The sequence below is a fragment of the Hymenobacter sp. UYP22 genome (assembly GCF_040547285.1).
In the GTDB taxonomy this organism is placed as follows: Bacteria; Bacteroidota; Bacteroidia; order Cytophagales; family Hymenobacteraceae; genus Hymenobacter.
Map to the genome: position 1 here is coordinate 702,064 of NZ_JBEPPK010000001.1, position 26,478 is coordinate 728,541.

At 61.5% G+C, this 26,478-nt stretch carries 29 protein-coding genes; 22 read left to right on the forward strand and 7 right to left on the reverse strand.

Annotated elements, in window-relative coordinates; genetic code table 11:
• Positions 1-250 precede the first annotated feature (250 nt).
• Positions 251-2,899, reverse strand: a complete 2,649-nt coding sequence (locus ABIB60_RS03035; protein ID WP_354577646.1) for a PAS domain-containing sensor histidine kinase — start codon at positions 2,897-2,899, stop codon at positions 251-253.
• 253 nt (positions 2,900-3,152) lie between these two features.
• Between ABIB60_RS03035 and ABIB60_RS03040 the strand changes: the two genes are divergently transcribed.
• The 5 genes from ABIB60_RS03040 (at position 3,153) to ABIB60_RS03060 (ending at position 7,560) form a co-directional block, all read left to right on the forward strand.
• Positions 3,153-3,602 carry a DUF4890 domain-containing protein gene (locus tag ABIB60_RS03040; RefSeq protein ID WP_354577647.1) on the forward strand — a complete coding sequence of 150 codons (450 nt, stop codon included), beginning with the start codon at positions 3,153-3,155 and terminating at the stop codon, positions 3,600-3,602.
• A gap of 120 nt (positions 3,603-3,722) precedes the next feature.
• Complete coding sequence (locus tag ABIB60_RS03045; protein WP_354577649.1) at positions 3,723-4,802, forward strand: sensor histidine kinase; 1,080 nt, start codon at positions 3,723-3,725, stop codon at positions 4,800-4,802.
• Positions 4,777-5,508: a LytR/AlgR family response regulator transcription factor gene (locus ABIB60_RS03050; RefSeq protein ID WP_354577650.1), complete on the forward strand. Its 732-nt coding sequence runs from the start codon at positions 4,777-4,779 to the stop codon at positions 5,506-5,508. The genes ABIB60_RS03045 and ABIB60_RS03050 overlap by 26 nt, the downstream gene beginning before the upstream one ends.
• An 88-nt stretch (positions 5,509-5,596) precedes the next feature.
• A complete protein-coding gene (locus ABIB60_RS03055) occupies positions 5,597-6,499 on the forward strand; it encodes a histone deacetylase family protein (protein ID WP_354577652.1) in 903 nt (300 codons plus the stop codon).
• Between the two features lie 50 nt (positions 6,500-6,549).
• On the forward strand, positions 6,550-7,560 hold the full coding sequence (locus ABIB60_RS03060) for a J domain-containing protein (RefSeq protein WP_354577653.1): 1,011 nt from the start codon (positions 6,550-6,552) through the stop codon (positions 7,558-7,560).
• Positions 7,561-7,656: 96 nt separating this feature from the next.
• Here the strand turns inward: ABIB60_RS03060 and ABIB60_RS03065 are convergent, their stop codons facing one another.
• Positions 7,657-8,031, reverse strand: a complete 375-nt coding sequence (locus ABIB60_RS03065; RefSeq protein ID WP_354577654.1) for a DoxX family protein — start codon at positions 8,029-8,031, stop codon at positions 7,657-7,659.
• 100 nt (positions 8,032-8,131) lie between these two features.
• Positions 8,132-9,010: an alpha/beta fold hydrolase gene (locus ABIB60_RS03070; RefSeq protein ID WP_354577656.1), complete on the reverse strand. Its 879-nt coding sequence runs from the start codon at positions 9,008-9,010 to the stop codon at positions 8,132-8,134.
• 134 nt (positions 9,011-9,144) lie between these two features.
• On the opposite strand from ABIB60_RS03070, the gene ABIB60_RS03075 reads away from it, so the two are divergent.
• The 3 genes from ABIB60_RS03075 to ABIB60_RS03085 all read left to right on the forward strand — a co-directional run bounded on the left by ABIB60_RS03075 (position 9,145) and on the right by ABIB60_RS03085 (position 12,075).
• Positions 9,145-9,606, forward strand: a complete 462-nt coding sequence (locus tag ABIB60_RS03075; protein ID WP_354577658.1) for a hypothetical protein — start codon at positions 9,145-9,147, stop codon at positions 9,604-9,606.
• Between the two features lie 208 nt (positions 9,607-9,814).
• Positions 9,815-11,539, forward strand: a complete 1,725-nt coding sequence (locus ABIB60_RS03080; RefSeq protein WP_354577659.1) for a phosphoglucose isomerase-related protein — start codon at positions 9,815-9,817, stop codon at positions 11,537-11,539.
• Between the two features lie 209 nt (positions 11,540-11,748).
• Positions 11,749-12,075: a DMT family transporter gene (locus ABIB60_RS03085; RefSeq protein ID WP_354577661.1), complete on the forward strand. Its 327-nt coding sequence runs from the start codon at positions 11,749-11,751 to the stop codon at positions 12,073-12,075.
• A 9-nt stretch (positions 12,076-12,084) separates the two neighbouring features.
• Here the strand turns inward: ABIB60_RS03085 and ABIB60_RS03090 are convergent, their stop codons facing one another.
• On the reverse strand, positions 12,085-12,648 hold the full coding sequence (locus ABIB60_RS03090) for a Crp/Fnr family transcriptional regulator (RefSeq protein ID WP_354577663.1): 564 nt from the start codon (positions 12,646-12,648) through the stop codon (positions 12,085-12,087).
• Positions 12,649-12,755: 107 nt separating this feature from the next.
• On the opposite strand from ABIB60_RS03090, the gene ABIB60_RS03095 reads away from it, so the two are divergent.
• Positions 12,756-13,283 carry a GNAT family N-acetyltransferase gene (locus ABIB60_RS03095; RefSeq protein WP_354577664.1) on the forward strand — a complete coding sequence of 176 codons (528 nt, stop codon included), beginning with the start codon at positions 12,756-12,758 and terminating at the stop codon, positions 13,281-13,283.
• Positions 13,284-13,302: 19 nt separating this feature from the next.
• On the opposite strand, the gene ABIB60_RS03100 is transcribed toward ABIB60_RS03095, so the two are convergent.
• A complete protein-coding gene (locus ABIB60_RS03100) occupies positions 13,303-13,806 on the reverse strand; it encodes a cupin domain-containing protein (protein ID WP_354577665.1) in 504 nt (167 codons plus the stop codon).
• 198 nt (positions 13,807-14,004) lie between these two features.
• On the opposite strand from ABIB60_RS03100, the gene ABIB60_RS03105 reads away from it, so the two are divergent.
• Positions 14,005-14,994, forward strand: a complete 990-nt coding sequence (locus tag ABIB60_RS03105; protein WP_354577667.1) for an MBL fold metallo-hydrolase — start codon at positions 14,005-14,007, stop codon at positions 14,992-14,994.
• A gap of 73 nt (positions 14,995-15,067) precedes the next feature.
• Here the strand turns inward: ABIB60_RS03105 and ABIB60_RS03110 are convergent, their stop codons facing one another.
• Together ABIB60_RS03110 and ABIB60_RS03115 are read right to left on the reverse strand one after the other, a co-directional pair.
• Entirely contained in the window at positions 15,068-15,928 is an 861-nt protein-coding gene (locus ABIB60_RS03110; RefSeq protein WP_354577669.1) for a DUF4097 family beta strand repeat-containing protein, read from the reverse strand.
• A gap of 29 nt (positions 15,929-15,957) precedes the next feature.
• Positions 15,958-16,872 (reverse strand): arginase family protein, encoded by a 915-nt coding sequence (locus ABIB60_RS03115; protein ID WP_354577670.1) that lies wholly within the window; start codon positions 16,870-16,872, stop codon positions 15,958-15,960.
• 154 nt (positions 16,873-17,026) lie between these two features.
• Between ABIB60_RS03115 and ABIB60_RS03120 the strand changes: the two genes are divergently transcribed.
• The 12 genes from ABIB60_RS03120 (at position 17,027) to ABIB60_RS03175 (ending at position 26,435) form a co-directional block, all read left to right on the forward strand.
• Positions 17,027-17,422, forward strand: a complete 396-nt coding sequence (locus ABIB60_RS03120; RefSeq protein WP_354577672.1) for a hypothetical protein — start codon at positions 17,027-17,029, stop codon at positions 17,420-17,422.
• A 31-nt stretch (positions 17,423-17,453) separates the two neighbouring features.
• Entirely contained in the window at positions 17,454-17,882 is a 429-nt protein-coding gene (locus tag ABIB60_RS03125; RefSeq protein ID WP_354577674.1) for a hypothetical protein, read from the forward strand.
• Between the two features lie 142 nt (positions 17,883-18,024).
• A complete protein-coding gene (locus tag ABIB60_RS03130; protein WP_354577675.1) occupies positions 18,025-18,759 on the forward strand; it encodes a YebC/PmpR family DNA-binding transcriptional regulator in 735 nt (244 codons plus the stop codon).
• Positions 18,760-19,036: 277 nt separating this feature from the next.
• Positions 19,037-20,119 carry a proline iminopeptidase-family hydrolase gene (locus ABIB60_RS03135; protein WP_354577677.1) on the forward strand — a complete coding sequence of 361 codons (1,083 nt, stop codon included), beginning with the start codon at positions 19,037-19,039 and terminating at the stop codon, positions 20,117-20,119.
• Positions 20,120-20,267: 148 nt separating this feature from the next.
• On the forward strand, positions 20,268-20,615 hold the full coding sequence (locus tag ABIB60_RS03140; protein WP_354577679.1) for a hypothetical protein: 348 nt from the start codon (positions 20,268-20,270) through the stop codon (positions 20,613-20,615).
• A 123-nt stretch (positions 20,616-20,738) separates the two neighbouring features.
• Positions 20,739-21,857 carry a 23S rRNA pseudouridine(2604) synthase RluF gene (gene rluF, locus ABIB60_RS03145; protein WP_354577680.1) on the forward strand — a complete coding sequence of 373 codons (1,119 nt, stop codon included), beginning with the start codon at positions 20,739-20,741 and terminating at the stop codon, positions 21,855-21,857.
• Between the two features lie 391 nt (positions 21,858-22,248).
• Positions 22,249-22,671, forward strand: coding sequence for an inner membrane protein YiaA (yiaA, locus tag ABIB60_RS03150; protein WP_354577682.1), 423 nt, complete (start codon positions 22,249-22,251; stop codon positions 22,669-22,671).
• Positions 22,672-22,771: 100 nt separating this feature from the next.
• Positions 22,772-23,317, forward strand: a complete 546-nt coding sequence (locus tag ABIB60_RS03155) for a sugar O-acetyltransferase (protein ID WP_354577683.1) — start codon at positions 22,772-22,774, stop codon at positions 23,315-23,317.
• A gap of 122 nt (positions 23,318-23,439) precedes the next feature.
• On the forward strand, positions 23,440-24,447 hold the full coding sequence (gene bioB, locus ABIB60_RS03160; RefSeq protein ID WP_354577685.1) for a biotin synthase BioB: 1,008 nt from the start codon (positions 23,440-23,442) through the stop codon (positions 24,445-24,447).
• Between the two features lie 34 nt (positions 24,448-24,481).
• Positions 24,482-24,745 (forward strand): hypothetical protein, encoded by a 264-nt coding sequence (locus ABIB60_RS03165; protein ID WP_354577687.1) that lies wholly within the window; start codon positions 24,482-24,484, stop codon positions 24,743-24,745.
• A gap of 78 nt (positions 24,746-24,823) precedes the next feature.
• On the forward strand, positions 24,824-25,981 hold the full coding sequence (locus ABIB60_RS03170; RefSeq protein WP_354577689.1) for an aminotransferase class I/II-fold pyridoxal phosphate-dependent enzyme: 1,158 nt from the start codon (positions 24,824-24,826) through the stop codon (positions 25,979-25,981).
• 103 nt (positions 25,982-26,084) lie between these two features.
• Positions 26,085-26,435, forward strand: coding sequence for an immunity 51 family protein (locus tag ABIB60_RS03175; RefSeq protein ID WP_354577690.1), 351 nt, complete (start codon positions 26,085-26,087; stop codon positions 26,433-26,435).
• Positions 26,436-26,478: the final 43 nt, after the last annotated feature.

The following is a 26,478-nucleotide window of genomic DNA, read 5'->3' on the forward strand; positions in this document are numbered from 1 at the left end:
TCATTTCCTTGTACTGCACCTTTAATTATCCGCCTACACACCCCTAACGTTTTATTGTGCACCACTATATTTCGTGATTAATTATCAGCAGGCTCAACAGGTAGCACACTACATGCGGACTGTAAATACGTAGTATATATACGTATCCTGCGTGCTGCTGCCGCGCAATTAACACGGCCAACCCAGCTGGGCACGAGTAGCGCGCCACGTGCCAAAGCAGCGGATAGCCTGAAGAAGGGCCCGGCTACTGCTAGAGAATGGGTAAGCTAGTGAGCGGAATGTGTAGCTGTACGCGGGCACCGCCCAGCTCACTTACACCAACCGTCATGGTGCCACCCAGCAGGGCTACCTGGTTTCGGATGCTGCGCAAACCCAGGCCGGTGCTCTGGCTTGGGTCAGAAATAAAGCCCCCGCCGTTGTCCTCGGCCCGCAGCAGAATTTCCTCGGCCGTAGCCTCCAGCCGTACCAGGGCCTGAGTAGCGCCCGGCGCATGTTTTACGATGTTCTGAGCCAGCTCCTGGGCCATGCGGTACAAGGCCAGCTGCAACGCTCCTGAGAGTTTGTGCTGCGCATCGGCCAGCATGCTCCGGCAATCCAGCCGCAGCCGGGGGCTGCTGAGCTTGTGGCAGATATCCAGGAAAGCAGTACTGAGCCCGAACGACTCCAAAATGTGCGGCACCAGCTCGTGCGACAGGTCCCGGATTTGACGGATGGCTTCCCCCAACAACTGGCTCGACTCCCGGTACGCCACTCCGGCGTCTGGGGTGAGGTGGCGGATATGGGGGGAAAGCTGCTCCAGGCGAAGTTTTGTGGCATACAGTATTTGTCCTACCCCATTGTGCAGCCCTTCGGCCACCCGGCGGCGCTCCACCTCCCGGGCCTGCTGCACGGCTGCAAACAACCCTTGCTGCTGCGTCAGGCGCAGGCGCAGGTTCTCCTGCTCCAGTTGCTGCCGCTCACTGATATCCACATCCATCCCCACGAGGCGGGCAGGCTGGCCTTCGGCATCCGCTACCAGTATGGCTTTTACCCGAATGGTTTTCTCTCCCCCATTCAGCCGCAGCCGGAGGGTTTCATCCAGCCCGGTGCTCCCAGCCAGCAGTTGCTCCACTAGCTTCTCGGCAGCGGCGTACGACTCAGGCACCGCATACTTGAGGTAGATAAGGGGTGTGACGGGATTGTTACCCGAAGCCCAATGGTAGAGCCGGTGCATGCCCGCCGACCATTGCATGCGCTGTTCGGCCAAATGATATTCCCAGCTGCCCATCAAGGATACTTCCTCGGCCTGCTGCAGTAGCTGCAGGCTGTAGGCCTGCTCCTGCTCATAGGTTCGGCGGTCCGTAATATTTTCGGCCATTACCACCAAGCCATCCTGCAGCTTCACGGCTATTACCCGAAACCACTGGTTGATATCCTCATGACCGTAGAACAGCTCTACATCAACCCGCTGGCCGGACTCCACTACTTCCTGAAAGCGCTGAAACAGGACCGTTTGCCGAATCCCCGGATGCACGCTCGTGTAACTGGTACCCGGGTCGTTGGCGCCGTTATTATAGAGCCGGGAAATCTGGTTGGACAGCACGTACTCAAAGTCAATAATCTCATTCTGGGTGTCACGCACTGCTTTCAGAACCGATACGGAGTTGACGCTGGCCTCGAATACTGAGCGCAGCAGCTCCTGGCTTTCTTCCAGGGCCTGGGTGCGCTCGGCCACCTGCCGCTCCAGCTGCAGCTTGTGTTCGGCTATGGCCTCGGCCACCAGCCGGCGCTCATGCACATCGGTGGCGGCCCCTACCCACTGCAAAATCTGGCCCTGCTGCTGCGTAAAGGGTATTACCCGCACCTGAAACCACCGATACTCGCCGGAGGCGCTCCGGATGCGGTGCTCCAGGTATAGGGGCCGGCCCGCATCAACGGCCGCCTGAAATTGCCGGTGCGACTGTTCCCGGTCGTCGGGGTGAATAACGTTGGTCCAGCCGTAGCCGAGCACCTCTTCCAGGGTTTGGCCGGTATATTCCAGCCAGCGCTGGTTGCACCAGTCGGTAGCCCCCTGGGGTGCGTTGGTCCAGAGTAGGTCGGGCACGAGGTTGGCCACCACCCGAAAATGCTCCTCCGACTGGCGCAAGGCATCCTCAGCCCGTTTGCGGGCCGTATCGTCCCGGAACAGAACAGCTACGTACCGTTGAGCAGGCTCTCCAACCCGAAAGGCCAGCACATTAAACCAGCGGTGCAGCTCGGCAGCCCGCTGCTCAAACCGCAGGGGCTCACCGGTGAGGGCCACGTGGCCATACGTATCAAACCAGTGCTGCTCCAGGGAGGGAGCAAGCTCACTCACGCAGCGGCCCACCACATTCTGTAGCCCCGTCTGACGCTCAAAAACCGAGTTGGTACTCAGAAAACGGTAGTCGATGGGGCGGCTCTGGTGGTCGAGCAGCATCTCAATCACGCAGAACCCCTCGTCAATGGCTTGAAAAAAGGTTTGGTAGGCCGTCAGATTTGCGCTGAATGCGGCCTCCGAAGGCAGGGCAGCCGGCTCCTGGGCAGGAGGGGCCACGGGCTGCCAGTGTACCACGCAGTACGCTTGCTGGCGCTGACTCACCAAAGAGAGCCACTGCTGGTGTTGGGGCAGAAAATAGGTAGCTGAAGCCGTTGGAGCCTCCTGGGGAAGTTGCCGAAGGGCCGCGTGCAGCTCCGGCGGCAGGGCGGCGGCGGGAGCGTCAGCAATAAGCTGACCCACCAATTGCCCGGCAGGCAGCCCCCACCACGTAGCCGCCTGCTGGTTTAGGCGCCGAATACGGCCCTCCTCATCCAGCACCAACAGGCCGCTGGGCAGAGTATCCAGAAGCCAGTCGGCGGAAACAGCGGCGGCAGGAAGGGAGGAGCAAGCGGAATCAGGCATGGCACTAGACTAAAATAGGGTACAAGGTACGCAGCCTCAGACGTGAAGGATTGCCGAAAGCGGCGCGCACTCCGCCCCTGCTGGCAGCGGGCGTGGAGTAGTTGAGGGGCTCCGCTGATTCAGGCGGGTTGGCGCGTCGAGGAAACAACGGAGTTGGCAGATGTTTTTCGGCGGGCTGAAAGCAGAGTAATACGTTTGTCGAGTTGGCCTACCACGCCGCCTGGTCAGCGGCACTCATTTTCTCGTTGTTCTTATGAAAAAGCTGCTGATTGCCGCCCTCCTGCTAAGTACTCTGGCCACCGTGCCCCCGGCCCAGGCCCAAACGGAACCCGTACAAAAGGTGAAAGTCAGGAAGGATAAAGCCCCGGCAAAAACTGCCGAAGTCGGCAAGCCCCATGACACAAGCCGCGGCGGCCGGGGCCCCGGCAACCACCTGGCCGAAATGACGAAAGAGCTAAACCTCACGCCCGAGCAGCAAACCAAAGTAGCCGCTCTCCAGCAGGAGCAGATGCAGCAGATGCAGACCCAGCGCGCCAATAACCAGGGCGGCGACCGGGCCGCTAGGCAGCAGCAACTACAGGCCCAGCGCGCCGCCACCGATGCCAAGCTGAAGGAGGTGCTTACCGCCGAGCAGTACCAGCAATACCAGACCCGGCAGCAGCAGCGGCCCCAGCGCACGGGCCCGCCCGCCGGCAACCGCTAAACCCAACCGTCGCCTCCCCCCTTCGAGTACGCACCGCCCTCTTGCCACCCGGCGCATGGCGGCGCGGGCCTGGGGCCGTAACCGGCCATTTCCGTACTTGCATCCTCCATTTTCTTTCGCATGGCCTTTTCCGTTTCCCGAGTAAGCCGCCAGCAGGTGTTGCGCGTGATTGTGCACGTGGCCGCGTGGGTGGCCGTGGGGGCCGTGCCGCGCCTGCTCTCCGAAAATCCGCCCCCGCTACGCCTGCGCGACGTGATGCTCCCGCTTACCGTAGCTGGGTATTTTTATCTGAACTACTACGTGCTGGTGCCCCGGCTTTTCGCCCGCCGCAGGTTTGGGTGGTACTTTCTGGCGGCCGCCGGGCTGCTGGCCTTGGTGTACCTGCCCATGCTGCTGCGCATGGCGGGTTTGCTGGGCCACCACGCGCCCATGCACCACCCGCCTTTTCCGCCGCCGGGCGGCATGCACTACTCCCGGCCCCCGCAGGGCCTGTGGCTGATTGGGGTGCTGGCCTGGATTATCAGCACGGGCTTGCGCATTACGGAGGAGTGGTTTGATACGGAGCGGGCCCGCCAGGACCTGGCCAACAAGCAGCTCACGGCCGAGTTGGCGTTCCTTAAGTCGCAGGTGAGCCCGCACTTCCTGTTCAATACGCTCAACAACATCTACTCCCTGGCCCACCTCAAGTCCGACGACACGCCAGAGGCCATCCTCAAACTCTCCCAGCTGATGCGCTACATGCTGTATGAGTCGGAGGCGGCGCGGGTGCCCTTGCTGCGGGAGGTGGAGTACCTGCGCAACTACATGGACCTGCAGCGCCTGCGCCTGGATGCTGAGCAGGTACACATTCAGTTTGAGGTAGATGGGCAGCTGGATGGGGCCCTGATTGAGCCCATGCTCCTGATACCCTTCGTGGAAAATGCCTTTAAACATGGGGTAAGTGGCCGCCATTTCTCGCGCATTGCCGTTGATATCTTGGTGCGGGAAGGCCGGCTGCTGTTTCGGGTGCAGAACTCCCGCTTTGCCGCCACCGGCACCCACGACCCCAACTCGGGTATTGGCCTGCCCAACGTGCGCCAGCGCCTGAACCTGTTGTACCCCGATGGCCGCTACCAACTGCAGGTGGAAGAAACCGCCGACGAATTTATCATTGACCTAACCCTCACTCTTGCCTATGCTCCGGTGTCTGCTCGTGGATGATGAACCCCTGGCCCTGCGCCTGCTCAGCTCCTACGTGGAGCGTGTGCCCTTTCTGGAGCTGGTGGGCACCTGCCGCAGCGCCCTCGATGCCCTCACGGTGCTGCAGCGCGAGGCGGTGGACGTGCTGTTTCTGGATATTCAGATGCCCGACCTGACGGGCGTGGAGTTTGTGCGCAGCATGCAGCCCCAGGCCCTGGTTATCTTCACTACAGCCTATGAGAACTATGCCCTGGAGGGCTTCAACCTCAACGCCCTGGATTACCTGGTGAAGCCCATTGCCTTTGAGCGGTTTCTGCAGGCGGCCCAAAAGGCCCAGGACCGCCTGGCCCCGCGCCAACCCGAGCCGGCCCCAGCTCCCGTTGCGCCTGCCGTTCACCCCACCGCCGACGACTACATCTTCGTGAAGGCCGACTACCACACCCAGCGCCTGAACCTGCGCGACATCCGGTATTTGGAGGGCCTGAAGGACTACATCAAGATTTACGCCGGCGCCAAGCCCATTCTCACCCTCAACTCCCTGAAAGCCTTTGAGGACCGCCTGCCCAGCCCCGATTTCGTGCGCGTGCACCGCTCCTACATCGTGTCCCTGGCCCACATCGACTCCATCCGCAAAAACCGCATTTACATGGGCGAGGCCATCATTCCCATCGGCGAATCCTACGCCGATGCCTTCTTCAAGCTGATTGAGGAGCGGAATATGCACTAGCGGCGCGGGGCCAGTACACGAACGGAAGCTGCCGTGCGTCGCGGGTTTCCCAACCTGCCAGGGAGCCGTTGCGTTGAGCTGAAACCCTATGCCCTGTCTCGCCTCTTCCGCCCGCTATAGCATCAGCCTGCCCAACGGCCACCGCTTCCCCATTGCCAAATACGCCCTTATTCAGGAGCAGCTACTCTGGCAGGGCATTGCCGCCCCCGCCGACTTCTATGACCCTGGCTTTGCCGCCGAAGAGGATGTGCTGCGCGTGCACTCCCCCGACTACTGGCACCGGGTGCGCGACCTGCAGCTTTCGGCCGCCGAGGTGCGCCGCCTGGGCTTGCCGCAGAGCCCCGAGCTGGTGCGCCGCTCTCTGAGCAGCGTGGCCGGCACCGTAGAATCGGCGAAGCGGGCTTTGCGGGATGGTATTGGGTTGAGCCTGGCGGGCGGCACCCACCACGCTTTCCGGGACCGGGGCGAAGGGTTTTGCGTGCTCAATGACATTGCCGTGGCCGCCGCCCATTTGCTGCACCAAGGCCTGGCCCGGCAAGTGCTGGTAGTCGATCTGGATGTGCACCAGGGCGACGGTACGGCCAGCATTTTTCACGATGAGCCCCGCGTGTTCACGTTCAGCATGCACGCCGGCGCCAATTACCCCTTGCGCAAAGAGCAGTCGGATCTGGATGTGGCCCTGGATCTGGGTACCGATGATGCCACCTACCTGCGCATTTTGGAGGAAACGCTGCCCCGGCTGCTGGCCCAGGTGCAGCCCGATTTCGTGTTCTACCAGGCCGGGGTTGATGTGCTGGCTACCGATAAGCTGGGCAAGCTGGCCCTCAGCCAAGCCGGCTGCCGCCAGCGCGACGAGTACGTGCTGCGCCTCTGCCGCCAGCAGCAGTTGCCCGTGGCGGTAAGCATGGGTGGGGGCTACTCCGAGCAGCTCCGCGACATTGTGGACGCGCACTGCAACACGTTTCGGGTGGCCTACGAGCTGTTTGGGTGAACAGGCCGCTACATGATCATCCACCTGTTCCCCGCGCTACCTTTGCGCCCATGAATCTGCACAACCCCCTCACCGACCTGCCCGCTGCCAACCAACTTCCTGCCCCCGCCCCCGCCGAGGCGCCGGGCACGCCGGCTCAACGGGCATTCCGGGAGGCCGTGGCCCAGGTGGAAGGGCTGCGCCAGCGGCTGCAGGAGCTACAACAGGAGCAGGCGGAGGCGCGCCGGCGCTACTGGCAGCAGGTAGGTCCGGCCGCCCAAGTGGTGGTACAGGCCCGGGAAGCATTGTTTGCCCCGCTGGAAGAAGCCCTACTACTGGGGTATTTCAGCCGCCTGGAAGAGCAGCAGATTACTGGCTTCATTGTGGGCAATGCTCGGGCCCTGCAGGATCGGTTTGGGGAAGATGCCTCGGCGGTGCTGCGCAAATACGCCCCGCGCCGTCGCATGGATGAAGCCGATGAAACCCCTTCCCCGGCCGCACCAACCGAACCTGTGGACTCCTCCCTGCCGCCCCACGAGCAAGCCGCCGCCGCGGCCCGGGCCCGGCGCAAAACCAAGCAGCAGAAAGCGGAGGAAGCTGCTGCCCAGGCCACCCGCGCCGCCGAGCAGCAGCTACTCAGCAACACCAAAGACCTCTACCGCCAGCTGGCCCGCGCCCATCACCCCGACCTGGCCCGTGACGAAGCCACCCAGCAGCACCGCACCCAGCTGATGCAGCGCATCACGGAGGCCTACGAAACCAACGACCTGTACACGCTGCTCCAGCTCCTGTCGGATACCACCCCAACTTCTGCCACCGACGAAAACGTACTCACCCGGTACACCCAAGCTTTGCAGCAGCAGCAAACGGAGCTTAAGCAGCAGCTGAATGAGCTTAAGTACGGCGCGAATGGCTTCAGCGGCAGCACGGGCAAAAAGCGGGAGCAGGAAATCCGTCAGCTTAAGCGCCTCCTTCGCGCCGAAGCCGAGTACCTGCAGCATATTTTCAGGTGCATACAGGAGCCGGCCGGCTTGCGGGAAGTACTGCGTGAGCTGGCCGCCGAAGGGCACGCCACGCTCTAGCGCCTGGCCCGAAGCGCGGGTGCAGCGGAGTAAGCTCAGCTACAGGCGCGGACGCGCGCAAATGAGCCGCTGCGCCAACAATAGCCAACCCTGCGCCTACAGCTGCTGGGAGGCTGGGGCCGGGCGACGCAGCCACAGTACCACGCCCAGCAGCAACAGTAGCACCAGGGCCGGCATTCCGCCCGCTATACCCCCCGGTATTTTGGTGGCGTGCATCCCTACGGCTCCAATCATGATGACGATGAGGCCCAACGCGGCCGGCCGCACCAGGCGCGGCACCAGCAGTCCAATGCCCCCCAGCACTTCGCCAATGGCCACTATGTAGGCAAGCACTCCGGGTAAGCCCAGTTGCCCGAACATGTTTACAGTGCCGGGTAAGTCCAGGAGTTTTTTACCGCCGGATGCGAGGAAAGCCAAAGCCAGCAGGCCTTGCAGAATCCAGGCAATGATGTTGCGGGTAGAAGCCGACATACGCAGGAAAGGCTGAAAGTGGAGTGAGCCGGTGAATGTACGATTCCCTCCGAACTTGTTCCTATTCCCCAGCCCATTCCTCTTCCGCGCTTAGCACCGGCTACCCCAGAAACTCCACCACCTGCCGCAGCACGGCCGGGTCGCGCATGATCTGGTTGTGGCCTAAACCAACGGTAGCCCGAAAATCGAGGCCGGGCCAGTTGGCGGCAATTTCCGCTGCTTCCGCGAAGGGAATACTGGCGTCGTCGTGGTCATGGAGCAGCAGGGCGCGGTCGGCCGGAAACCGGTGGCCCACCTGAATCAGGCTGAAGCTCTCAGCGTCGCGGCCGTGCTGCTCCTGCACGTACCGGTTCAGGCGCGCCACCACGGCCGGCGGCAGCCGCAGCAACTCGGCAAAACGCCGGGCCACCGCCGCTGTGCTGCCCGGCACCGCCAGCAGCACCAGGCGCGGCAGCCGGCCGGTGTGCGCCTGGTTGAACTGCACCGGCACGCCCACCGTGGCTGCCCCACCCAGCGAATGTGCCACCACCGCGTACACCTCGCCCACCACATCGGCCACCGCCTGCACGGCACGGGCAAAGTTGGGCAACGTGGTACGCCGGCCCTCGGAGGCCCCGTGCGCGGGCCCATCCAGGGCCACTACCCGGAAACCCGCCGCTACCAGCTCCCGGGCCAGTACGCCCCAAAAGCTGGCCCGGTGCTCCCAGCCGTGTACCAGCAGCACCGTGCGCCGGCCCGCCGGGTTCCACTCGTAAGCAGTTACCGAGCCCGTTTTGGTAGCTACCGTGAATGAGCGGGCCATAGCCAGCGCCGCCGCTTCCCAGTGCTTTTCGGGGAGCTGCCGGGGGGTAGTAAACAGCTTCCAGGCTGCTCCGAATGCCCATTCAGTGGATACGGCCGCCAGCAGCCGGAACTTGAGTTGCAGCAGCTTGACACCCGGGGGCAAGGAGGTAACCGGGGGAGGGGAAATAGTAGGCATGCCGCAAATATCCGCGTCTGGCCCCAGAAACTGGCAACCCGCCCGAAATAGCCCCTTTCTGGCAGATGGACAATCCAGCGGAGTAAGGCTTACGTAGGTCCGGGCCCGCCGGCCAATCAGGCCGGCAATGCCTTATGCTGCTTACCCTTTCCGATATCCGGGCTCAGTTTGCCCCGGAAGCTGGCTTGCTCCGCTTTCAGTGGGCTGCTTCGGCAGACCGCCGCCGCTTCCAGCGCAGCATGAGCAGCGTGGCCCAGCTGCTGGAGCAAGGGGATATTTCGGTTGTACTCCTGGATATGCACGGCCTACCCAACCTGGGGCTGGATGAGCAGCTGTGGCTGGCCGCCAACTGGCTGGGTCGGGTTTCGGTGCGGGCTATTGAGCAAGTAGCCTTGGTTATTCCTCCCGATACGATATACAACCAGATGGTGGTGGAAAGCCTTATCCGAGCCGGCCGCCACTTTATGCGCTACGAAATTCAGTTTTTCAGCAATGCGGCCGAAGCCCTCGACTGGCTGGTGGGGGAGCAGAACCCGGCCGCCCAGGTGGCCCTGGAGCAGGAGTGGCAGCCGGGTCCCATAGCCGTGCCGGAATAAGCTCGTTTTACCTGGCTCCCACCACCCGCCCCCACCCCAACTACTGAACTACTCCCGGCATAGGGCCCGAATGTACCGACTTCTCTACCTTTGCCCGGCTGCCTGGCCGTTGCCGGCTCAGGCGCAGCGTGGCTTCTGGTGGCACCATCCTGCGGGAGGTTCCGCTGCAAGTCGCCTTTTCAACCGCCATTTCGTGAACCTCAATAGTATGGATACTTCTTCCTTCTCCATCCCCGCCATGACCGTGCAGCTGGGCCAGTACCAGGCAGCCGTTTCGGCCAAACTTGCCGATTTCAACGCTCGTAACTTCACCGCCGGCTTCTGGCAGAAACAGGCCGACCTGTGGGTGCAGGATGCCGAAGCCCAGCAGAGTCTGCGCAGCTTTATGGGCTGGCTGCGGGTGGCCGAAACGATGCTGCCCCGCGTTGGTGAAATTGAGGAATTCACCCAGGAAGTGCGGGCTGCCGGCTTTAAGCACGTGGTGGTAATGGGAATGGGCGGCAGCACCATGACGCCCATCGTGTTTAAGCAGGCTTTTGAGAAAAGCGCCGACGGCCTGCCCCTGCTCGTGCTGGATACTACCAACCCCGGCTCGGTGCGCGAGATTGAGGAAGCCGTGTCCTTGCCCGAAACCCTGTTTGTGGTGGCCAGCAAATCGGGCACTACGGCTGAGCCCCTGGCTTTCGGTGACTACTTTTACGCCCGCCTGAAGGAGTTGAAAGGCGACAAAGCCGGTGAGAACTTCGTGGCCATTACCGACCCGGGCTCCAAGTTTGTGACCCAGGCTACCAACGAGGGTTACCGCCGCATTTTCCTGAACTTTGCCGAGGTAGGCGGCCGTTTTTCGGCCCTCTCCTACTTCGGGCTGGTACCGGCCGCATTGTACGGCATCAACATCAAAACCTTGCTGGAGCGCGCTATTGAGATGATGCGCGCCACCGGCTCGGAGGGCAACGTGGCCCAGAACCCCGGCCTGGAGCTGGGCGTGGCCCTGGGCGTGCTGGCCCAGCAGGGCCGCGACAAGCTCACGCTGGTAGTCCCCGCAAACCTCACCGACCTGGGCTTGTGGCTTGAGCAGCTCATTGCCGAAAGCACCGGCAAAGAAGACAAAGGCATTCTGCCCGTAGCCGGCGACCCGCTGGGCACCCCCGAGGTGTATGGCCAGGACCGCGTGTTTGTGTACGTGGGCTACGAAAACCAGCCTGATGAGGAAAACCGACAGAAGGTAGCCGCCCTGCAGGCCGCCGGCCATCCCGTGGTAACCATTCTGATGCGTGATGCCTTGGACCTGGGCGCCGAGTTTTTCCGCTGGGAAGTAGCCACGGCCGTAGCCAGTGCGGTGCTCGAAATCAACCCCTTCGACCAGCCCAACGTGCAGGCCGCCAAAACCGCCACCGACCAGCTGATGAAGGTGGTGGTAGAGCGGGGCTCCCTGCCCCAGACCAGCGCCCCAGTGCTGGAAGAAAATGGCCTCAGCTATTACACCAGCGTAACCGGCCAGAGCGGCGTGGAAGTTTTGAAAGCCTTTTTTGAGCAGGCCGGCCCCGATAACTTCCTGTGCATTCAGGCCTACCTGATGGAAACCCCGGCCCTGAACGCGGACTTGGATGAGCTGCGCCAGCTGGTACAGCAGCGTCTGCACATTGCCACGGCCTCTGGTTACGGCCCCCGCTTCCTGCACTCTACCGGCCAGTACCACAAGGGCGGCCCTAACACCGGCCTGTTCCTGCAGCTCACCACCGACCACGCCCAGGACCTGGCCCTGCCCGGCCGCCCTTACACCTTTGGCACCTTCCAGAACGCCCAAGCTGCCGGCGACCTGGAGGCCCTGCACAACTACAACCGCCGCACTCTGCGCGTACATCTCGGCACAGTAGGCGAAGAGGCCGGTGTAGCTCAACTACTGCAAGACTTGAAAAAGGCCCTGGCGTAACTGGCCAGCCCTTTCTGTAGGAAGGATTGGCCTGTTGGCTTCTACTTCTTGCATACTTTGAATAGCCCCGGCCCTGTAAGCCGGGGCTGTTTGTGTTTCAGCTACCCACTCCAGCCAGAATTTTCAGGGAGGCCGCGTCGTTTTTAACATTGGTAAAAAGAAACCTATGAGCTACTGCGGACCTTTGTCACATACCTTCTCACCTTGCTATGCACTGGTTGTTTTTACTACTGGCCGGGCTGGCAGAAGTAACGTTTGCCTTCTGCCTCAATAAGGCCAAGCTGTCGGCGGGCAACGAATCCGTCGGCTGGTATGTGGCCTTTGCCGGTTTTTCGGCCCTGAGCTTTTACCTGCTCAACCTCAGCTTAAGCCAGTTGCCTCTGGGCACGGCTTACGCCGTCTGGACGGGCATTGGGGCGGTGGGCACTGCCCTGCTGGGCATGGTGGTGTTCGGCGACCCACTTACTGGTCCGCGTTTATTCTTTCTGACCACACTCACTGGTTCCGTGCTGGGCCTGAAGTTGGTATCAGTCTGAGGCGCCTGGCTATTTCAGCTTAGCTCGCACCCGGCTCAGAGTAACCTGCGTGATGCCCAGATACGAGGCAATATGACCCAAAGCCACCCGCTGCAGCAACTGTGGGTTTTGCTGTAGCAGCTCCACGTATCGCTCCTCGGCGGTCCGGAACTGCCGGGCAATGAGTTGCTGCTCGGTTTGCAGCCACACTCGCTCCACCATTACGCGTCCCCAATTGGCCAGGTGCACGTCGGTGCGGTACAGGTGCAACAGGGCGGGCATATTTATCCGAAACAGGCTGCTATCCTCTAGCAATTCAATAGTTTCGTAGCTCAGCACCTGCTCAGTGTACCCCCGGATGGAAGCAAGCACCGCGCCTTCGCTGGAAAACCAGAAGGTTATTTCTTGGTCGGCGCGCCGGGCGTAGGCACGCGCTAAGCCCCGCTGCAGCACGTAGATGTGGTGCGCGAGCTGGTCGTCGCGGAATAGCAGCGTGCCTTTTGGCAGCTCTACATGCTCAGCCAGGGTCAGCATTTGCTGCAACGAGGCAGCGGGCAGCGGATACGTGGCTTGAAGAATCTCGGGCAGCGTCATGCGGGCGGGGCAATACAGAAAGCAGATGGAACCAAAGGTGCAAAGATTCACCGCGGCCCTATCCCCCATCTAATACCACATAACAAATAGTATCACCTAGCAAACACATGGACCGCATTACCATTCGGCAAGCCACTGATCAGGACGTTGCCCACCTGCAGCGTATTGGCCGCCAGACGTTCTTCGAAACCTTTGCCGCCAGCAATTCGGAGCAGAATATGCAGGCGTATTTGTCGGAGGGCTTTGCCGCGGAGAAGCTGACCGTGGAGCTGCTGAACCCAGACTCGGTGTTCTACCTGGCCGAGTTGCATAGTACCGTAATCGGCTATCTGAAAGTAAACACCGGCCTGGCCCAAACAGAACCGCAGGAGGCCAACGCCCTTGAAATCGAGCGGATTTATGTGCTACAGGATTTTCATGGGCAAAAAGTTGGGCAGCAGCTCTACGCACAGGCCATGCACTTGGCCCAAGAGGCACAGGTGAAGTACGTGTGGCTGGGCGTGTGGGAGGAAAACCAACGTGCCCTCCGTTTTTATCAGAAAAACGGCTTCGTTGAATTCGGCAAGCACGTATTCAAGCTAGGCGACGACGAGCAGACCGACATTATGATGAAGCGGCCAGTAGCCACGCGCTAAACCGTTTTCAAAAGGCCGGTTACCGTCCAAAATCGTCCTGAACCCGCACAATATCGTCCTCGTCAGAGGGCTGGGTGGCGTCGGTGTGCTGCCAGATTTCGGCAATCTGACCCCAGCCGTCGAGGCCGATGAGGCGGTGCCGCTCCCCCTGCTGCAGGGTGATTTGCTCACCGGGGCCGTAGGTTTTCAGAAGGCCTTCCGCGTCGGTGGGGCTGGTGATGACGCCCACCGTGCCGCTCACCACGCGCCAGATTTCGGCGCGGCGGTGGTGGTACTGCCAGCTCAGGCGCTGGTGCGGGGCCACTAGCAGAATTTTGGGGCTGAGGCGGCCCGAAATCCGGAGGCTATCCACGGCCAGGCCCTCGAAATAGGTGTCGGCAAACTGCTGGGCTTGCTCTTCGTCCAGCACAAAAAAGCCGCCCCAAGGCCGGGCCTCATCCTTGCGCTCAATGCGAAAACCCTGCTGTTGCAGGTGCTGCTCAGTTTGCGAGAACAAGGCTGATTTGGAGTGGTCGGCAAGCATGAAAGCTGTGGCTGAAGGTGGCAGGTCAGAGGAAACGCACCCCCGCAATTTGGCTACAGCTGCCCGGGGTTACGGCTGGCAAAGTAGTAATTCATCTGGTTGCCGCAGTACTTTTTGGGTACAAATATGTGACCAAAGGATATCTAAGCTGGGTTGGATAGCGTAGTGTTTGTATCCGTTCATCTACCTTCTGAACTCATGAAAAAAGTAGCCGCTGGGGTTCACCAGCTCACCATTCAGCGCTTTGTGAATGTATATTTTGTGGAAACCGGCACGGCCGGCGAGTGGGTGCTGGTAGATACCGGCCTGCCCGGCTCCGAGAAAAGCATTATTGCCGCTGCCGACAAGCTATTTTATCCTGGCACCCACCCCGAAGCTATTGTTCTGACCCACGGCCACATGGACCATTCCGGCTCGGTGCAGGCGCTGGCTGAGCACTGGAAGGTGCCCGTGCTGGCCCACCCGCTGGAGCTGCCATTCCTTACGGCCCGCGCCGTGTACCCGCCCGCCGATGCCACGGTGGCCGGAGGTGGCTCATTGGCTTTTGTGGCCCGCTTCTTTCCGCCCCAGTCTTTTCAGCTCAGCGAATTCGTGCAGCAGCTGCCGGCCAATGACACTGACGTACCCTTCCTGCCCGACTGGCAGTGGCTGCACGTACCGGGCCACGCCCCCGGCCAGGTTGCTCTGTTCCGGGAGAAGGACCGCACCTTGCTGGCCGGCGACGCCTTTGCCACTGCCAACCACGAATCGGTGCCGGAGCTGCTGCTGCAACTACCCAAAATCAGCATTGCCGGCGCTCCGTTCAACTACAACTGGCAGCAGGTGGGCGAGTCCATCAAGCAGCTGGCGGCGTTGCGCCCCGAGGCCATTGGCTGCGGCCACGGCCCGGCAGTTGCCGGCCAGAAGTTCACTGAGCAGCTTCAAACCCTGGCTGACGAGTTTAAAGTGCCGGCTCACGGCCGCTACGTAGTCGCCCCGGCCCGCACCGACGAAAACGGTGTGGCTTACCTGCCACCGGCTCCGCATGACCCCATTCGTACCAAATTTGCTATAGCGGCGGCGGGACTGGGTGCATTGGCCGGGGCAGCCTTACTCATTAAACGCTACCAGAAACACAAGCAAAACGAGTATCCCCGTCCTCAATCGGCTGAGCCCAAGCGCCAGCGCACCGAGGAAGTAGTACGTTAAGCGGCGTATACTAGTAAAAGGGCGCCTCCGTAGCTACGGAGGCGCCCTTTTATTTGAGCGTACAAACGGTATGTTACTCCGCCGGATCAGTGGGGGGAGCAGTAGTTTCGGGTGGTTGCCGCACGGCTATGCTGCCATTTACGGTGCTCACCTTGAGCTGGGCACCGCCTTTGCCTAAAGTAGCTGCCAGGTTGTGTGGCAGCACACTCTTGCGCTTGGTGTTAAGCTCAGCCGACACCTTACCCCGGGTAGTGCGGGCCAGCAGCGTACCGGCGTATACGGCCGGCAACTGCCACTCCACGCTGCCGTTTACCGTAGCGGCTTCAAGCCCTGGGCCCAACCAGCCGGGGCCGGCCAGGACTATGCTAACCGGGCCGTTTGTGGTCTGGGCCCGAACGTTGCCGTTGACGTTGCGCAGCGTGAGGCCGCCATTGGTAGTTTCCAGCCGAATATTACCGCTGACGCCCTCCACGCTCAGGCTACCGTTCACAGCTTTCAGCACTACATCTGTTTGGGCGGGCACCAGTACTTCATAATCCACGCTCCACCCATCCAGCACCTCATTGGCCCGGGCAGCCCGCAGCAGGTTGTTTTGGGTGGCTACCTGCACGGCCGCCGCCAGGGCTTTGGCGGCTTCGGGCGTAGCCGCGCGGCCAACCACGAGGGCCCGCACCTGCACCGTGTTGCCGGTCCAGGCCCGTACGCTAATTCCGCCGTTCATTCGGGCATCAATGGTAAGGGCAGTACCGGCTGGTGGGGCGGGCAGGGTTACGTCGCGGGTTTCGCAGTGCTGCTTTTGCAACGCGTTGGCCGGGGCCGGGCTGGTGCAGGCAAGGGTGAACGGAATAGCGGGGGTGGCCCGCACGTTTTTTTTCTGGGCCAGGGCAGCCCCAGCGCTTAGCAACAGACACAAGCCGAGTAGTACGTGTTTCATATAGGGAGCTGTAGCGCGCAAAAACGGAATCAACTTTCCAGCCCGGCCGCTACGCCCGTGAGGTAGGCGGCTACAATGGTGGCCGCCAGCCGGGCCGTCTGGTTGTCCCGATCGAACAGGGGGTTGAACTCTACTACTTCAAACAGCAGCACATCGGGCTCTTTGCCAGCCAGAAAGGCCGCCTGAGTAGCCTGGCGGGGCGTAAAGCCGTCGGCGCTGGGGGCGCTTACCGCCGGGGCATAGGCTTCGGCGCAGCCATCCACATCAAAGCTCACAAAGGCCGGCCCTTCGGTGGTGGCGTGGCGCAGGGCTCGGCGCATGTACTCGAGCATGCCGTCCTGCTGCACCTGGGCCAGTGGCACAATATGGGCTTGCTGCTGGCGCAGAAAGTCGATATCCTCCCAGGTGTTCAGGTTGGAGTGCAGCCCTATTTCGGTGAAGCGCGGCCCGGCCAGCACTTCCTCCCGCAGCAGTTTGCCAAAGGGCGTACCGCTGCTGAGCAGCCCCGGCCGGTCCTTTACATCGGCGTGGGCATCCAGGTTGATGCCCCCCACGGCCTGCCCCCCGGTAGCGTCGCGCAGGCCGCGCACGGTGCTGTAGGTACCATCGTGCGAGCCGCCCAGCACCACTACGCGCGGGTACTGGTTGAGCAGCCGCGCCAGCTCACTCCGAATGGTTTGATGATTAGTCGCATGGTCGGGGTGGCGCAAATCCAGGTTGCCGGCATCGGCTATGCGCAGGCCATCAAGGCGTACATGGTGCTCCAGGTTATACGTTTTGTGGTAGCGGCGCAGCTCCCGCCGAATGGCATCGGGGGCGCCAGCGGCCCCGGCCCGGCCACCTTCCAGCACCGTTCCAAAATCAAGCGGCAACCCTACTAAGCACACATCCGCCTCGGGTAGTTCGGTAGCGGAACGAATTAAATCACGAATAAAAGTGGGCATGCTCCAAATGTAGCGGGAAATACTCAGGGCAGCAGGAGTTTATCCGTGCGTTTCTTTCTCAGTTTCGTACCAAGTAGAGCGCCTGATAAACTGAACAATATTCAGAAATCAGTATTTTCATGCATCCGTTCTGCAGAGCCCGTGTTTCTTTGCTATGCTACTCGATACCCCCACCCTCACTATTGAGTACAGCCCCGGCAACCAGCTGCTGCGGGTGCACTGGATTGGCCACCACACTACCCAATCCGTTTACCATGACTGCCTGAAGATGCTGGGCTACGTCCAGCAAACCCGTTGTACCAAAATTCTCAATGACAGCAGCGAGGCATTTGGCGAATGGCTGGACCTGGCCGAATGGATTGGCAAGGAGTTTATCCCGCAGCTGGCCGACTCCGGGGTTCTGGCCCTGGCCTGGGTGAATGCCATGGACTGGCCCTCCCGCCATGCCGTGGCTCGCTCAGTGCAGCACGCCCGCGGCTTACTCATCCATACCTTCGATTTTGATGAGCGGGAAGCGGCGGCGCGCTGGCTCGACAGCTTGGCCCGCTAAGGAAGGTGTGGGCGGCGGTGTATCTTTCCGGATGAAATTGTCTGTTTTCTCGTTGCTGCTGGCCCTCCTGCCTGCAGTGGTACTGGCCCAGCGCCCCCGGGCTGTAGCTCCCAGCGCGTCATTTTTCGCCACGTACGCGTACCTCACCTACTCCATTCTGGATAAAGGCACCAGCCCCACGCCCCTGCCGGCCAAAGGCGTGGGCGGCACCCTGCTGCTCCGGCCCGATGGCTCGTATCAGAAGCGCCTCACCCTGGCCGGCAACGGTACCACCCTGCGCTTCGACCAGGATGGCCGCTTCACCTTCTCGGGTGACCATATCAGCTTCGTTCATTCTGACCGCAACGGCAACTCCCGCACCGATGAAGGCACTTTCCGGCTGCGCAACGGCCTGCTGACCATCACGCTGAACGGGTTTCCGGCGGGCAATCAGAGCATTTACACGCTGCAGCGGCAATAAGCTGGGGACATGATACGCCAGCGGAGCCGGGCTCGGCTGGCGTTGCGCCCGGCCGGGGTTTCTGCTAACTTGCGGCCCCTTCGGCCCCACCTGCGCCGCCGGGGCCACTCACAAATTCACCACTTCACCAATTAACTGATAGATGGGACGCGCGTTTGAATTCCGCAAAGGCCGCAAAATGAAGCGCTGGGACCGGATGTCCAAAGACTTTACCCGCATCGGCCGGGAAATTGTAATGGCCGTGAAAGAATCGGGTGCCAACCCCGATACCAACTCCCGCCTCCGCACGGCCATGCAGAACGCCAAGGGCGTGAACATGCCCAAAGACCGGGTAGAAGCCGCCATTAAGCGGGCCAGCAGCAAGGAGGAGAAAGACTACCAGGAAGTGGTGTACGAGGGCTACGCTCCCCACGGCGTGGCCGTGGTAATTGAAACCGCCACCGACAACCCCACCCGCACCGTGGCCAACGTGCGCATGTACTTTAACCGGGGTAACGGCGCCCTGGGCACTGCCGGCTCCTCCGACTATACTTTCACCCGCAAGGGCGTGTTTAAGCTGGCCGCCGAAGGCCTGGACCTGGATGAGCTGGAGCTGGAGCTGATTGACGCCGGCGCCGAGGACGTGTACGCCGACCAGGAAGAGGACGAGCACGGCGGCGTGAAGGAGTACATTGTGGTCGAAACGGCCTTCACCGACTTTGGGCAGATGCAGAAAGCCCTGGATGAAAAGGGCCTGAACGTGGTATCGGCGCAGCTGCAGCGAGTGGCCAACACCACCGTGCACCTCGAAGGCGAGCAGCTGGAAGAAGTGATGAACCTGATTGAGAAGTTCGAGGACGACGACGACGTGCAGGCAGTCTACCACACGCTGGGCTAAGTCCCGGATGCAGTGAGCCAGGAGCTTGCACGGCTTTGCTCCCCAGCCACAACACCTTACAGAAGCGGGCCGCTCCGGTTGGGGCGGCCCGCTTTTGTTGTAGCCCGGCCGCCCACTGGCCGCCTGCCCGGTCCTTGCCAGGCCGCTGCCAGCCCCTGCAAAGGCTGGGCGGGCGGCCAGTGGGCGGCCGGGCAGGCTTGGTGGGTGGTTGCCGAAATAATAGTAGGTTTAGCTCCTCGGCGAACTTAGCCGCGGCTACCGTTACTCCCCTCATTCTATGGCCCGTTTATACCCTTCCCGGCTGTTTGTGTGCGCTTGCTTGCTGGCCGCCGGCTTCAGCATTGCTTCCTGCTCCCAACAGCAACAACGCCCCGATGCGGCGGCGGGTGCTTCCTTGCCTGCTACCTACTTCGCCAGCGACACAACCCGGGTGAAGGACGGGGGCGTGCAGCTGGTTCCTATCAGCACGCCCAAGGGCAAGTTCAACGTCTGGACCAAGCGTTTCGGGAATAACCCGCGCATTAAGCTGCTGCTGCTCAATGGCGGCCCCGGAGCCACGCACGAATACTTTGAGTGCATGGAAAGCTTCCTCCCCCAGGAAGGTATTGAGTTCATTTACTACGACCAGCTCGGCTGCGGCAACTCCGATAACCCCAAGGATACGGCCATGTGGAGCCTGCCGCGCTATGTGGAGGAAGTAGAGCAGGTGCGCCAGGCCCTGAAGCTGGACAAGGATAATTTTTACCTGCTGGGCCACAGCTGGGGCGGTATTCTGGCCGCCGAATACGCCCTGAAGTACCAGCAGCACCTGAAGGGGCTTATCATCAGCAATATGATGATGAGCATACCCGCCTATGGCCGCTACGCCGATGAAGTGCTGGCCAAGCAGATGAAGCCCGAGGTGCTGCGCGAAATTCGGGAGATTGAGGCGCGCAAGGACTTTCAGAATCCGCGCTACATGGAGCTACTGCTGCCTAACTTCTATACCGAACACATCCTGCGCCTACCCCTGGCGAAGTGGCCGGAGCCCGTGAACCGCTCCTTCGCCAAAATGAACCAGTCGCTGTACGTGACCATGCAGGGCCCCAGCGAATTTGGCGTATCGGGCAAGCTGCTACACTGGGACCGAACCGCCGATTTGCCCAAGCTTTCCGTACCAGTACTCAGCATTGGCGGCAAGCATGATACCATGGACCCCGAGCACATGCGCATGGTAGCCCACAAGGTGCAGCACGGCACCGCCCTTATTTGCCCCAACGGTAGCCACATGAGCTTCTACGATGACCAGCAAGCCTACATGCGCGGGTTGATTAAGTTTATGCAGGGTATAGACCAAGGCCAGCAACAAGTTGCCCTTTAGCCTTCCTACCCTATGTTAGGTTGTATCTGAAAAAACGTTTTTCAACTTGCTGAACGTCTAGCTGGGCTGGTCGAAGCAGAACCGTTTTGGAGTTTTCAGACACAGCCTAGTATTCTTACCCCATATCCTCACCTGACAACCTGCCCGTATGCCACAAACTGCCCCCTTTAGCCTCCTGTACGTTTTAGCCGCCGACGACCAGCTGATGTTCGAGCTGAAACGCCTGGACGTGGAGAGCGACGAGCCCGCCAAGAAGTACTTCTGGTTCCACTTCAACTACCACAACAACCAGCTCACCCCACTCACCTTTTCCAGCATGGAAGAGGGCGAAACCCAGCGCCGCGCCTTTGCTGAGGGGTTACTCGAATTCGACACCGCGCAGGGTACGTACACGCCCCCGGCCCCGGCCGAACCAGTGAAGCTGAGCGTACCCCCTGAGCCCCAGTTGCCCCTGCGCGCTGAGGCCGCCGTGCGCGACTATTTTGGCTGGCAGTAGCGGGCGGGTTCCGTAGCCCCGGGTTCTGCCGTATCTTTGCAGGCTGCCGGCCCCTTACGCGGGCGGCAGCCTGTTTTTTTTACCTGCCTGCCAGCCAGGCCCCAAGCACCACGCACTCCGCTTATGGCAACCCGACTCAATAAATACATCAGTGAAAGTGGCATCTGCTCCCGCCGGGAAGCCGACCGCCACATCGAGCAGGGCAACGTGTTCGTGAATGGCAAGCGGGCCGGCATCGGCGACCAGGTGACCCCCAAGGACCGGGTGGTGGTGAATGGCAACCTCATCGAGCCCCGGGCCGAGGAAGATGCCGTGTACATTGCCTACAACAAGCCGCCCGGCATCATTGCCACCACCGATACCAGCATCAAGGACAACATTGTGCGCGCCATCAAGCACTCGGTGCGCATCTTCCCCATCGGCCGCCTGGATAAGGAGTCGCAGGGCCTGATTCTGCTGACCAGCAACGGTGACATTGTCAACAAGATTCTGCGCGCCGGCAACCAGCACGAGAAGGAGTACATTGTGATGGTGGACAAGCCCATCAATGAGCAGTTTATTGAGGCCATGGGCAATGGCGTGCCCCTGGGCGGCGTAATGACCAAGCCCTGCAAGGTATCCAAGGAAACGCCCTACATCTTCCGCATTACGCTGGTGCAGGGCCTCAACCGCCAGATCCGGCGGATGTGCGAGTACTTCGGCTACGAGGTGGTGCAGCTAGAGCGCATCCGAGTGATGAACATCAACGTGAAGGGCCTAGGCGTGGGCGAGTGGCGGGAGCTGCGCGAAAAGGAGCTGAAGGTGCTGTTTGAGATGATTAAAGACTCCAGCGGCACCGACGACGGCTCCGGCCCGCGCCGCCGCAAGCGCCCCTCTACCGCCGCCTTCTGGACCGACCGCCCCGCCCGCCAGGGAGCCCCCAAATCCCCGGAAACCGGCCCCGACCAGAACCGCCCCGCCGGAGCCTGGGTTGAAAAACCTACCCGCAAGAGAGTAGCTGCTGCCCGCGCCAGCAAGCCCGCCAAAGCCGCGCCCACCCCTCCCGAGGCTCTGCAGTGGCCCACCGGCCCCGGCCGGCCCGCCGGGGGTGGCATTGTTCGGCCCGAGGGCCTTGGTTTCGGGAAAGCCAGCCGCCCCACTGGCTCCCGTTCGCGCAGCGCCGGCAAAGCGCCGGCCGCGCCGCCCAAGGGCAAAACCACCACCCGCGGCTCCCGCGGAGCCAGCCGCCCCGGCAAGCGCTAAGCTGGCTGTAGCCGGCGCCCCAGGGCTCGGGTTCTGAGGCACTGTTGGAGAATCCTGAAGCGCCGGGCTACCCCATGTGGGGTAGCCCGGCGCTTTTATGATAATGCCCCGTACGTATTTAGCCTTGTTGAAATGTCTGATAGTAGAAAGCGTGTGAGCAGACCGTAATTATCAGCATCGGCAAAATAAGGGCCTTGTAGCTTAATAAAAGCTGTTTTACCCAGAACGCACAAACTGCACCGGCTTGAGGGTTGCCTTTGTTTTACCAACAGTCAAAAGTCTGATTACTGAAAATGGTGGTGTACGAAGTAGCATCGGTTGTCCGCTATGTTTGAGCCGTCGGACAAGGAAACGTCCGGATTACTTTCTTCACCCCGTACTTCTCTGCGCTATGAACACCGCCAAGCCCTCCAACGCCTTTATTGCCGCTTCCTGGTTTGCCCTGCTGGCCGGTATGGCCGCCTTCGTTATCGGCCTCTGGAACGCCCAGATGCAGCTCAACGAAAAGGGCTACTACTTCACCGTGCTCATGTACGGGCTCTTTTCGGGTATTTCCCTCCAAAAATCGGTGCGCGACCAGCTGGAAGGCATTCCCGTTACGGGCATCTACTACGGTCTGAGCTGGTTTTCCACCATTCTGGCCATTGCCTTGCTCACGGTGGGCCTCTGGAACGCCACGCTGCTGTTGAGCGAGAAAGGCTTCTACGCCATGGCCTTCCTGTTAAGCCTGTTCGGAGCCGTTGCCGTGCAGAAAAACACCCGTGACGCTAAAATGACAGCTGTTCCGGAGCCAGAAACGGTATTTCACAATTAGAAGTAGCGCGAACTTTGCAGTTCGCGTCCCCGCGCAATAACAACGAAATCACCCGAACGGCGCGGGGACGCGAACTGCAAAGTTCGCGCTACTTTTAGCTATGGATTCGACACAAAAACAGAAAATGCTGGCCGGCGAGCTATACCAGGCCAACGACCCCGAGCTGGTAGCGGAGCGCCTGCGCGCCAAGCAGCTCTGCCACCGCTATAACCAGGAGCCCGTACACCTGAGCCGGCAGATATTAACTGAGTTGCTAGGGTATGAAACCGATGCTCACATTGAAGCCCCGTTCCGCTGCGACTACGGCTATAATATCCGGCTGGGCCGGAATTTCTACGCCAACTACAACTTCACGGTGCTCGACTGCGCCCCGGTAGTTATCGGCGACAATGTATTTGTGGCCCCTAACGTGGTGCTGAGTACCGCGGGCCACCCGGTGGAAGTGGAGCCTCGCATCACCGGCTGGGAGTTTGCCCGCCCTATTACCATCGGCGACAATGTGTGGCTGGGCGCCGGCGTGCTGGTGATGCCTGGGGTAACCATTGGGGCGGGCACCACCATTGGCGCGGGCAGCGTGGTAACGCGCAGCATTCCGGCCGGCGTGGTGGCGGTGGGCAACCCCTGCCGCGTGATTCGGACGCTGTAGAGGCCGGACAAATCCGCTTCTCGTGTATCTTGCGGCCCGCTGGCAGCTTCGGCTCCGGCGGGCCGCCCCATTTTGTCCCGCTCCGCATCGACCAGCATCCACCGAAACACCCTCCCCGCCCCATGACACTCCGTACCGACTGGACCCTCGACGAAGTACACGCCATTTATAACCAGCCCGTGCTGGAACTGGTAACCCAGGCTGCCGCCATCCACGCCGAAACCCAGGCCACCGGCGAAGTGCAGGTGTGCACCCTGCTGAGCGTGAAAACCGGCGGCTGCCCCGAGGACTGCGCCTACTGCCCCCAGGCCGCCCGCTACCACACCGGCGTGCAGGCCCACAAGCTGCTGCCCGATACCGAAGTACTGGCCTCAGCCCAGCGCGCCAAAGACTCCGGCTCCACTCGCTTCTGCATGGGTGCCGCCTGGCGCGAAATCCGGGACAACCGGGACTTTGACCGCGTGCTGGGCATGGTGGAGCAGGTGAACGGCCTGGGCCTGGAAGTGTGCTGCACCCTGGGCATGCTGAACGAGTACCAGGCCGAGCGTCTCAAGCAGGCCGGCCTCTACGCCTACAACCACAACCTCGACACCAGCCGCGAGAAGTACGACGACATCATCACCACCCGCACCTACGACGACCGGCTGAACACGCTGGAGCACGTGCGCAAAGCCGGTATTTCGGTATGTTCGGGCGGCATCATCGGCCTGGGTGAAACCGACGAGGACCGCATTGCCATGCTGCACACGCTGGCCACCCTGCCCGCCCACCCCGAATCGGTGCCCGTGAATGCCCTGGTGCCCGTAGCCGGCACGCCCCTGGCCGAGCAGCCCCGGGTGAGCGTGTGGGAAATGCTGCGCATGATTGCCACCGCCCGCATCCTGATGCCCCACACCATGGTGCGCCTTTCGGCCGGCCGCCAGGAGATGCCCGTGACAGAGCAGGCCCTTTGCTTCCTGGCTGGTGCAAACTCCATCTTCTCGGGCGAGAAGCTGCTGACCACCCCCAACCCCGATTTCGACGCCGATAAGCAGATGTTTGCCCTGCTCGGCCTCAAGCCCCGCAAGTCGTTCAAGGACGTGCCCGAGGGCGCCACGGTGCTCGGCCGCACGGCGGCAGTAGAAGCATAAGCTGCGCCTTTTCACTGATTCAGAACCGCTCTTCATGGATATTGCCTTCGACCTCAACCTGGACCACGCCTACGCCGAAACCTTCCGCCAGCAGCACGAGTCTCGCGAGGCGCACGAGTTAATTCTGGAGCTGGAAGACAAAGTTGGGGCGGCCCTGAGCTTGGTTATGCAGCGGCACGGCGTGCTGCCGGGCGTCGGCGACCGGGTGGAAGTGGACTCGGAGTGGCTGGTAGTTACGGCCCGCACTTTCGGGCAGAACGGCAGCGTCTGGCTATCGGTGAAGCGCTTCGAGGTGTAGCCCGCCCCAACTTTTAACTGCATAATGTGTCATCCTGGGCCCAGCGCGCGGGATGACACTGTTTTTTCCGGCTTTTCAATGCCTTCTTCCCTTCACCACCGCCTTGCTACGGAGCTGGCTAAGCGCGAGGCTACCGGCACTCGCCGCCGCCTTCCCGCCCCGCCCGCCCAGGGCCTCACGGATTTCAGCTCCAACGATTACCTGGGGCTGAGCCGGCACCCGCAGGTACAGGCGGCCGTGCAGCAGGCCGCTCAACTACCCGCCGGCAGCACCGGCTCGCGCCTGCTCACCGGCAACTCTGCCGCCGCCGAAGCTCTGGAGCAGCAGCTGGCCCGTTTCCACCGCGCCGAAGCAGCCCTGCTCTTCAACTCCGGCTACGCGGCCAACCTGGGCTTCTTCGCCGCCGTGCCCCGGCGCGGCGACACGATTCTCTACGACGACGCCTCCCACGCCTCCGTCAAGGACGGCATCCGGGGTTCCTTCGCCACTGCCTGGAGCTTCCGCCACAATGACCTAGCCGACCTGCGCCGCAAGCTGGCCCGCGCCACCGGCAGCGTTTTTGTGGCCGTAGAGGCCTTATATTCCATGGATGGTGACGTGGCTCCGCTGATGGAGCTGGCCGAGGTGTGCCGGACGCAAGGGCTATACCTGGTGGTAGATGAAGCCCACACCAACGGCCTATATGGCTCTAAGGGCGAGGGGTTAGTAGTGAAACTGGGGCTGGAAGACGCCGTGTTTGCCCGTATCCTCACCTTTGGCAAGGCCCTGGGTAGCCAGGGCGCCGCCGTGGCCGGCCCCGCCGTGCTGCGCGACTACCTGCTCAGCTTCAGCCGGCCCTTCATCTACACCACCGCCCTGCCCCCGCTCACCGTGGCCGCCCTCACCGCCGCCTACGCACTGCTACCCCAGCTCGGCCCGGAGCGCGCCCGGCTGTTTGCACTGTCCGACTACCTGAAAGCCCAACTGAATACGGTGGTGGGCCTGCGCGTCCCGGCCAGCAGCCACGTCATTCACCCCGTGTTCTTCACCGGTAGCCCCGGTCCGGCTCATGTCCGTGCCGTGGCCGCCGCCACTCAGGCCGCCGGCTTTGACGTGCGCGCCATCGTCTCGCCCACGGTCCCAGCTGGTACCGAGCGGCTGCGGCTCATTGTGCATTCCTTCAACTCAGAGGCGGAAATTGACGCGCTGGCGGCGCTACTACGGGCCTCCGTGACTGATATAGGTATTCAGGTCTAACTTGGGCAGGTGGTTGGGTTGGCCGGAAGTGTAGGCTTACTACATGAGTATATGCGCGCAGCCGGACGGCCGACTGCCTCTTCTTCCTTCAATAGATCATACCATGAGCCCCACCGATTTCAAAGCAATTATTGCCCCATTCTTCTGGTCGGAAAGTGAGCAAAGCGCATCCTTTTGCCTAGCGGATCTGGGCTATCGAAACGAAATTTTACAGTCCAGAGCAGCAGAGGGTTTCGAGGGCAACGGGTATGACTGGGCTTCGCTGGCGAAGGTATTTCTGGCAGAAAAGCAGCCTCAGCTGGCTGGAAGCGTAAAGTTCGATCCGGAAGGCAGCATGTTCTGCGCTTATTCCTCAGACAAGGATGCATTAAACCAGTTTGCCTTGGCCTTTAAAGCGGCCGTTGAAGAGACAAGCTTGATTAAGGACGTATTTTCTCGGGCAGAGCTAGACTAACCTTATGTAAACGCCACCGCTTGCTGGCAACTCAAAACCCACA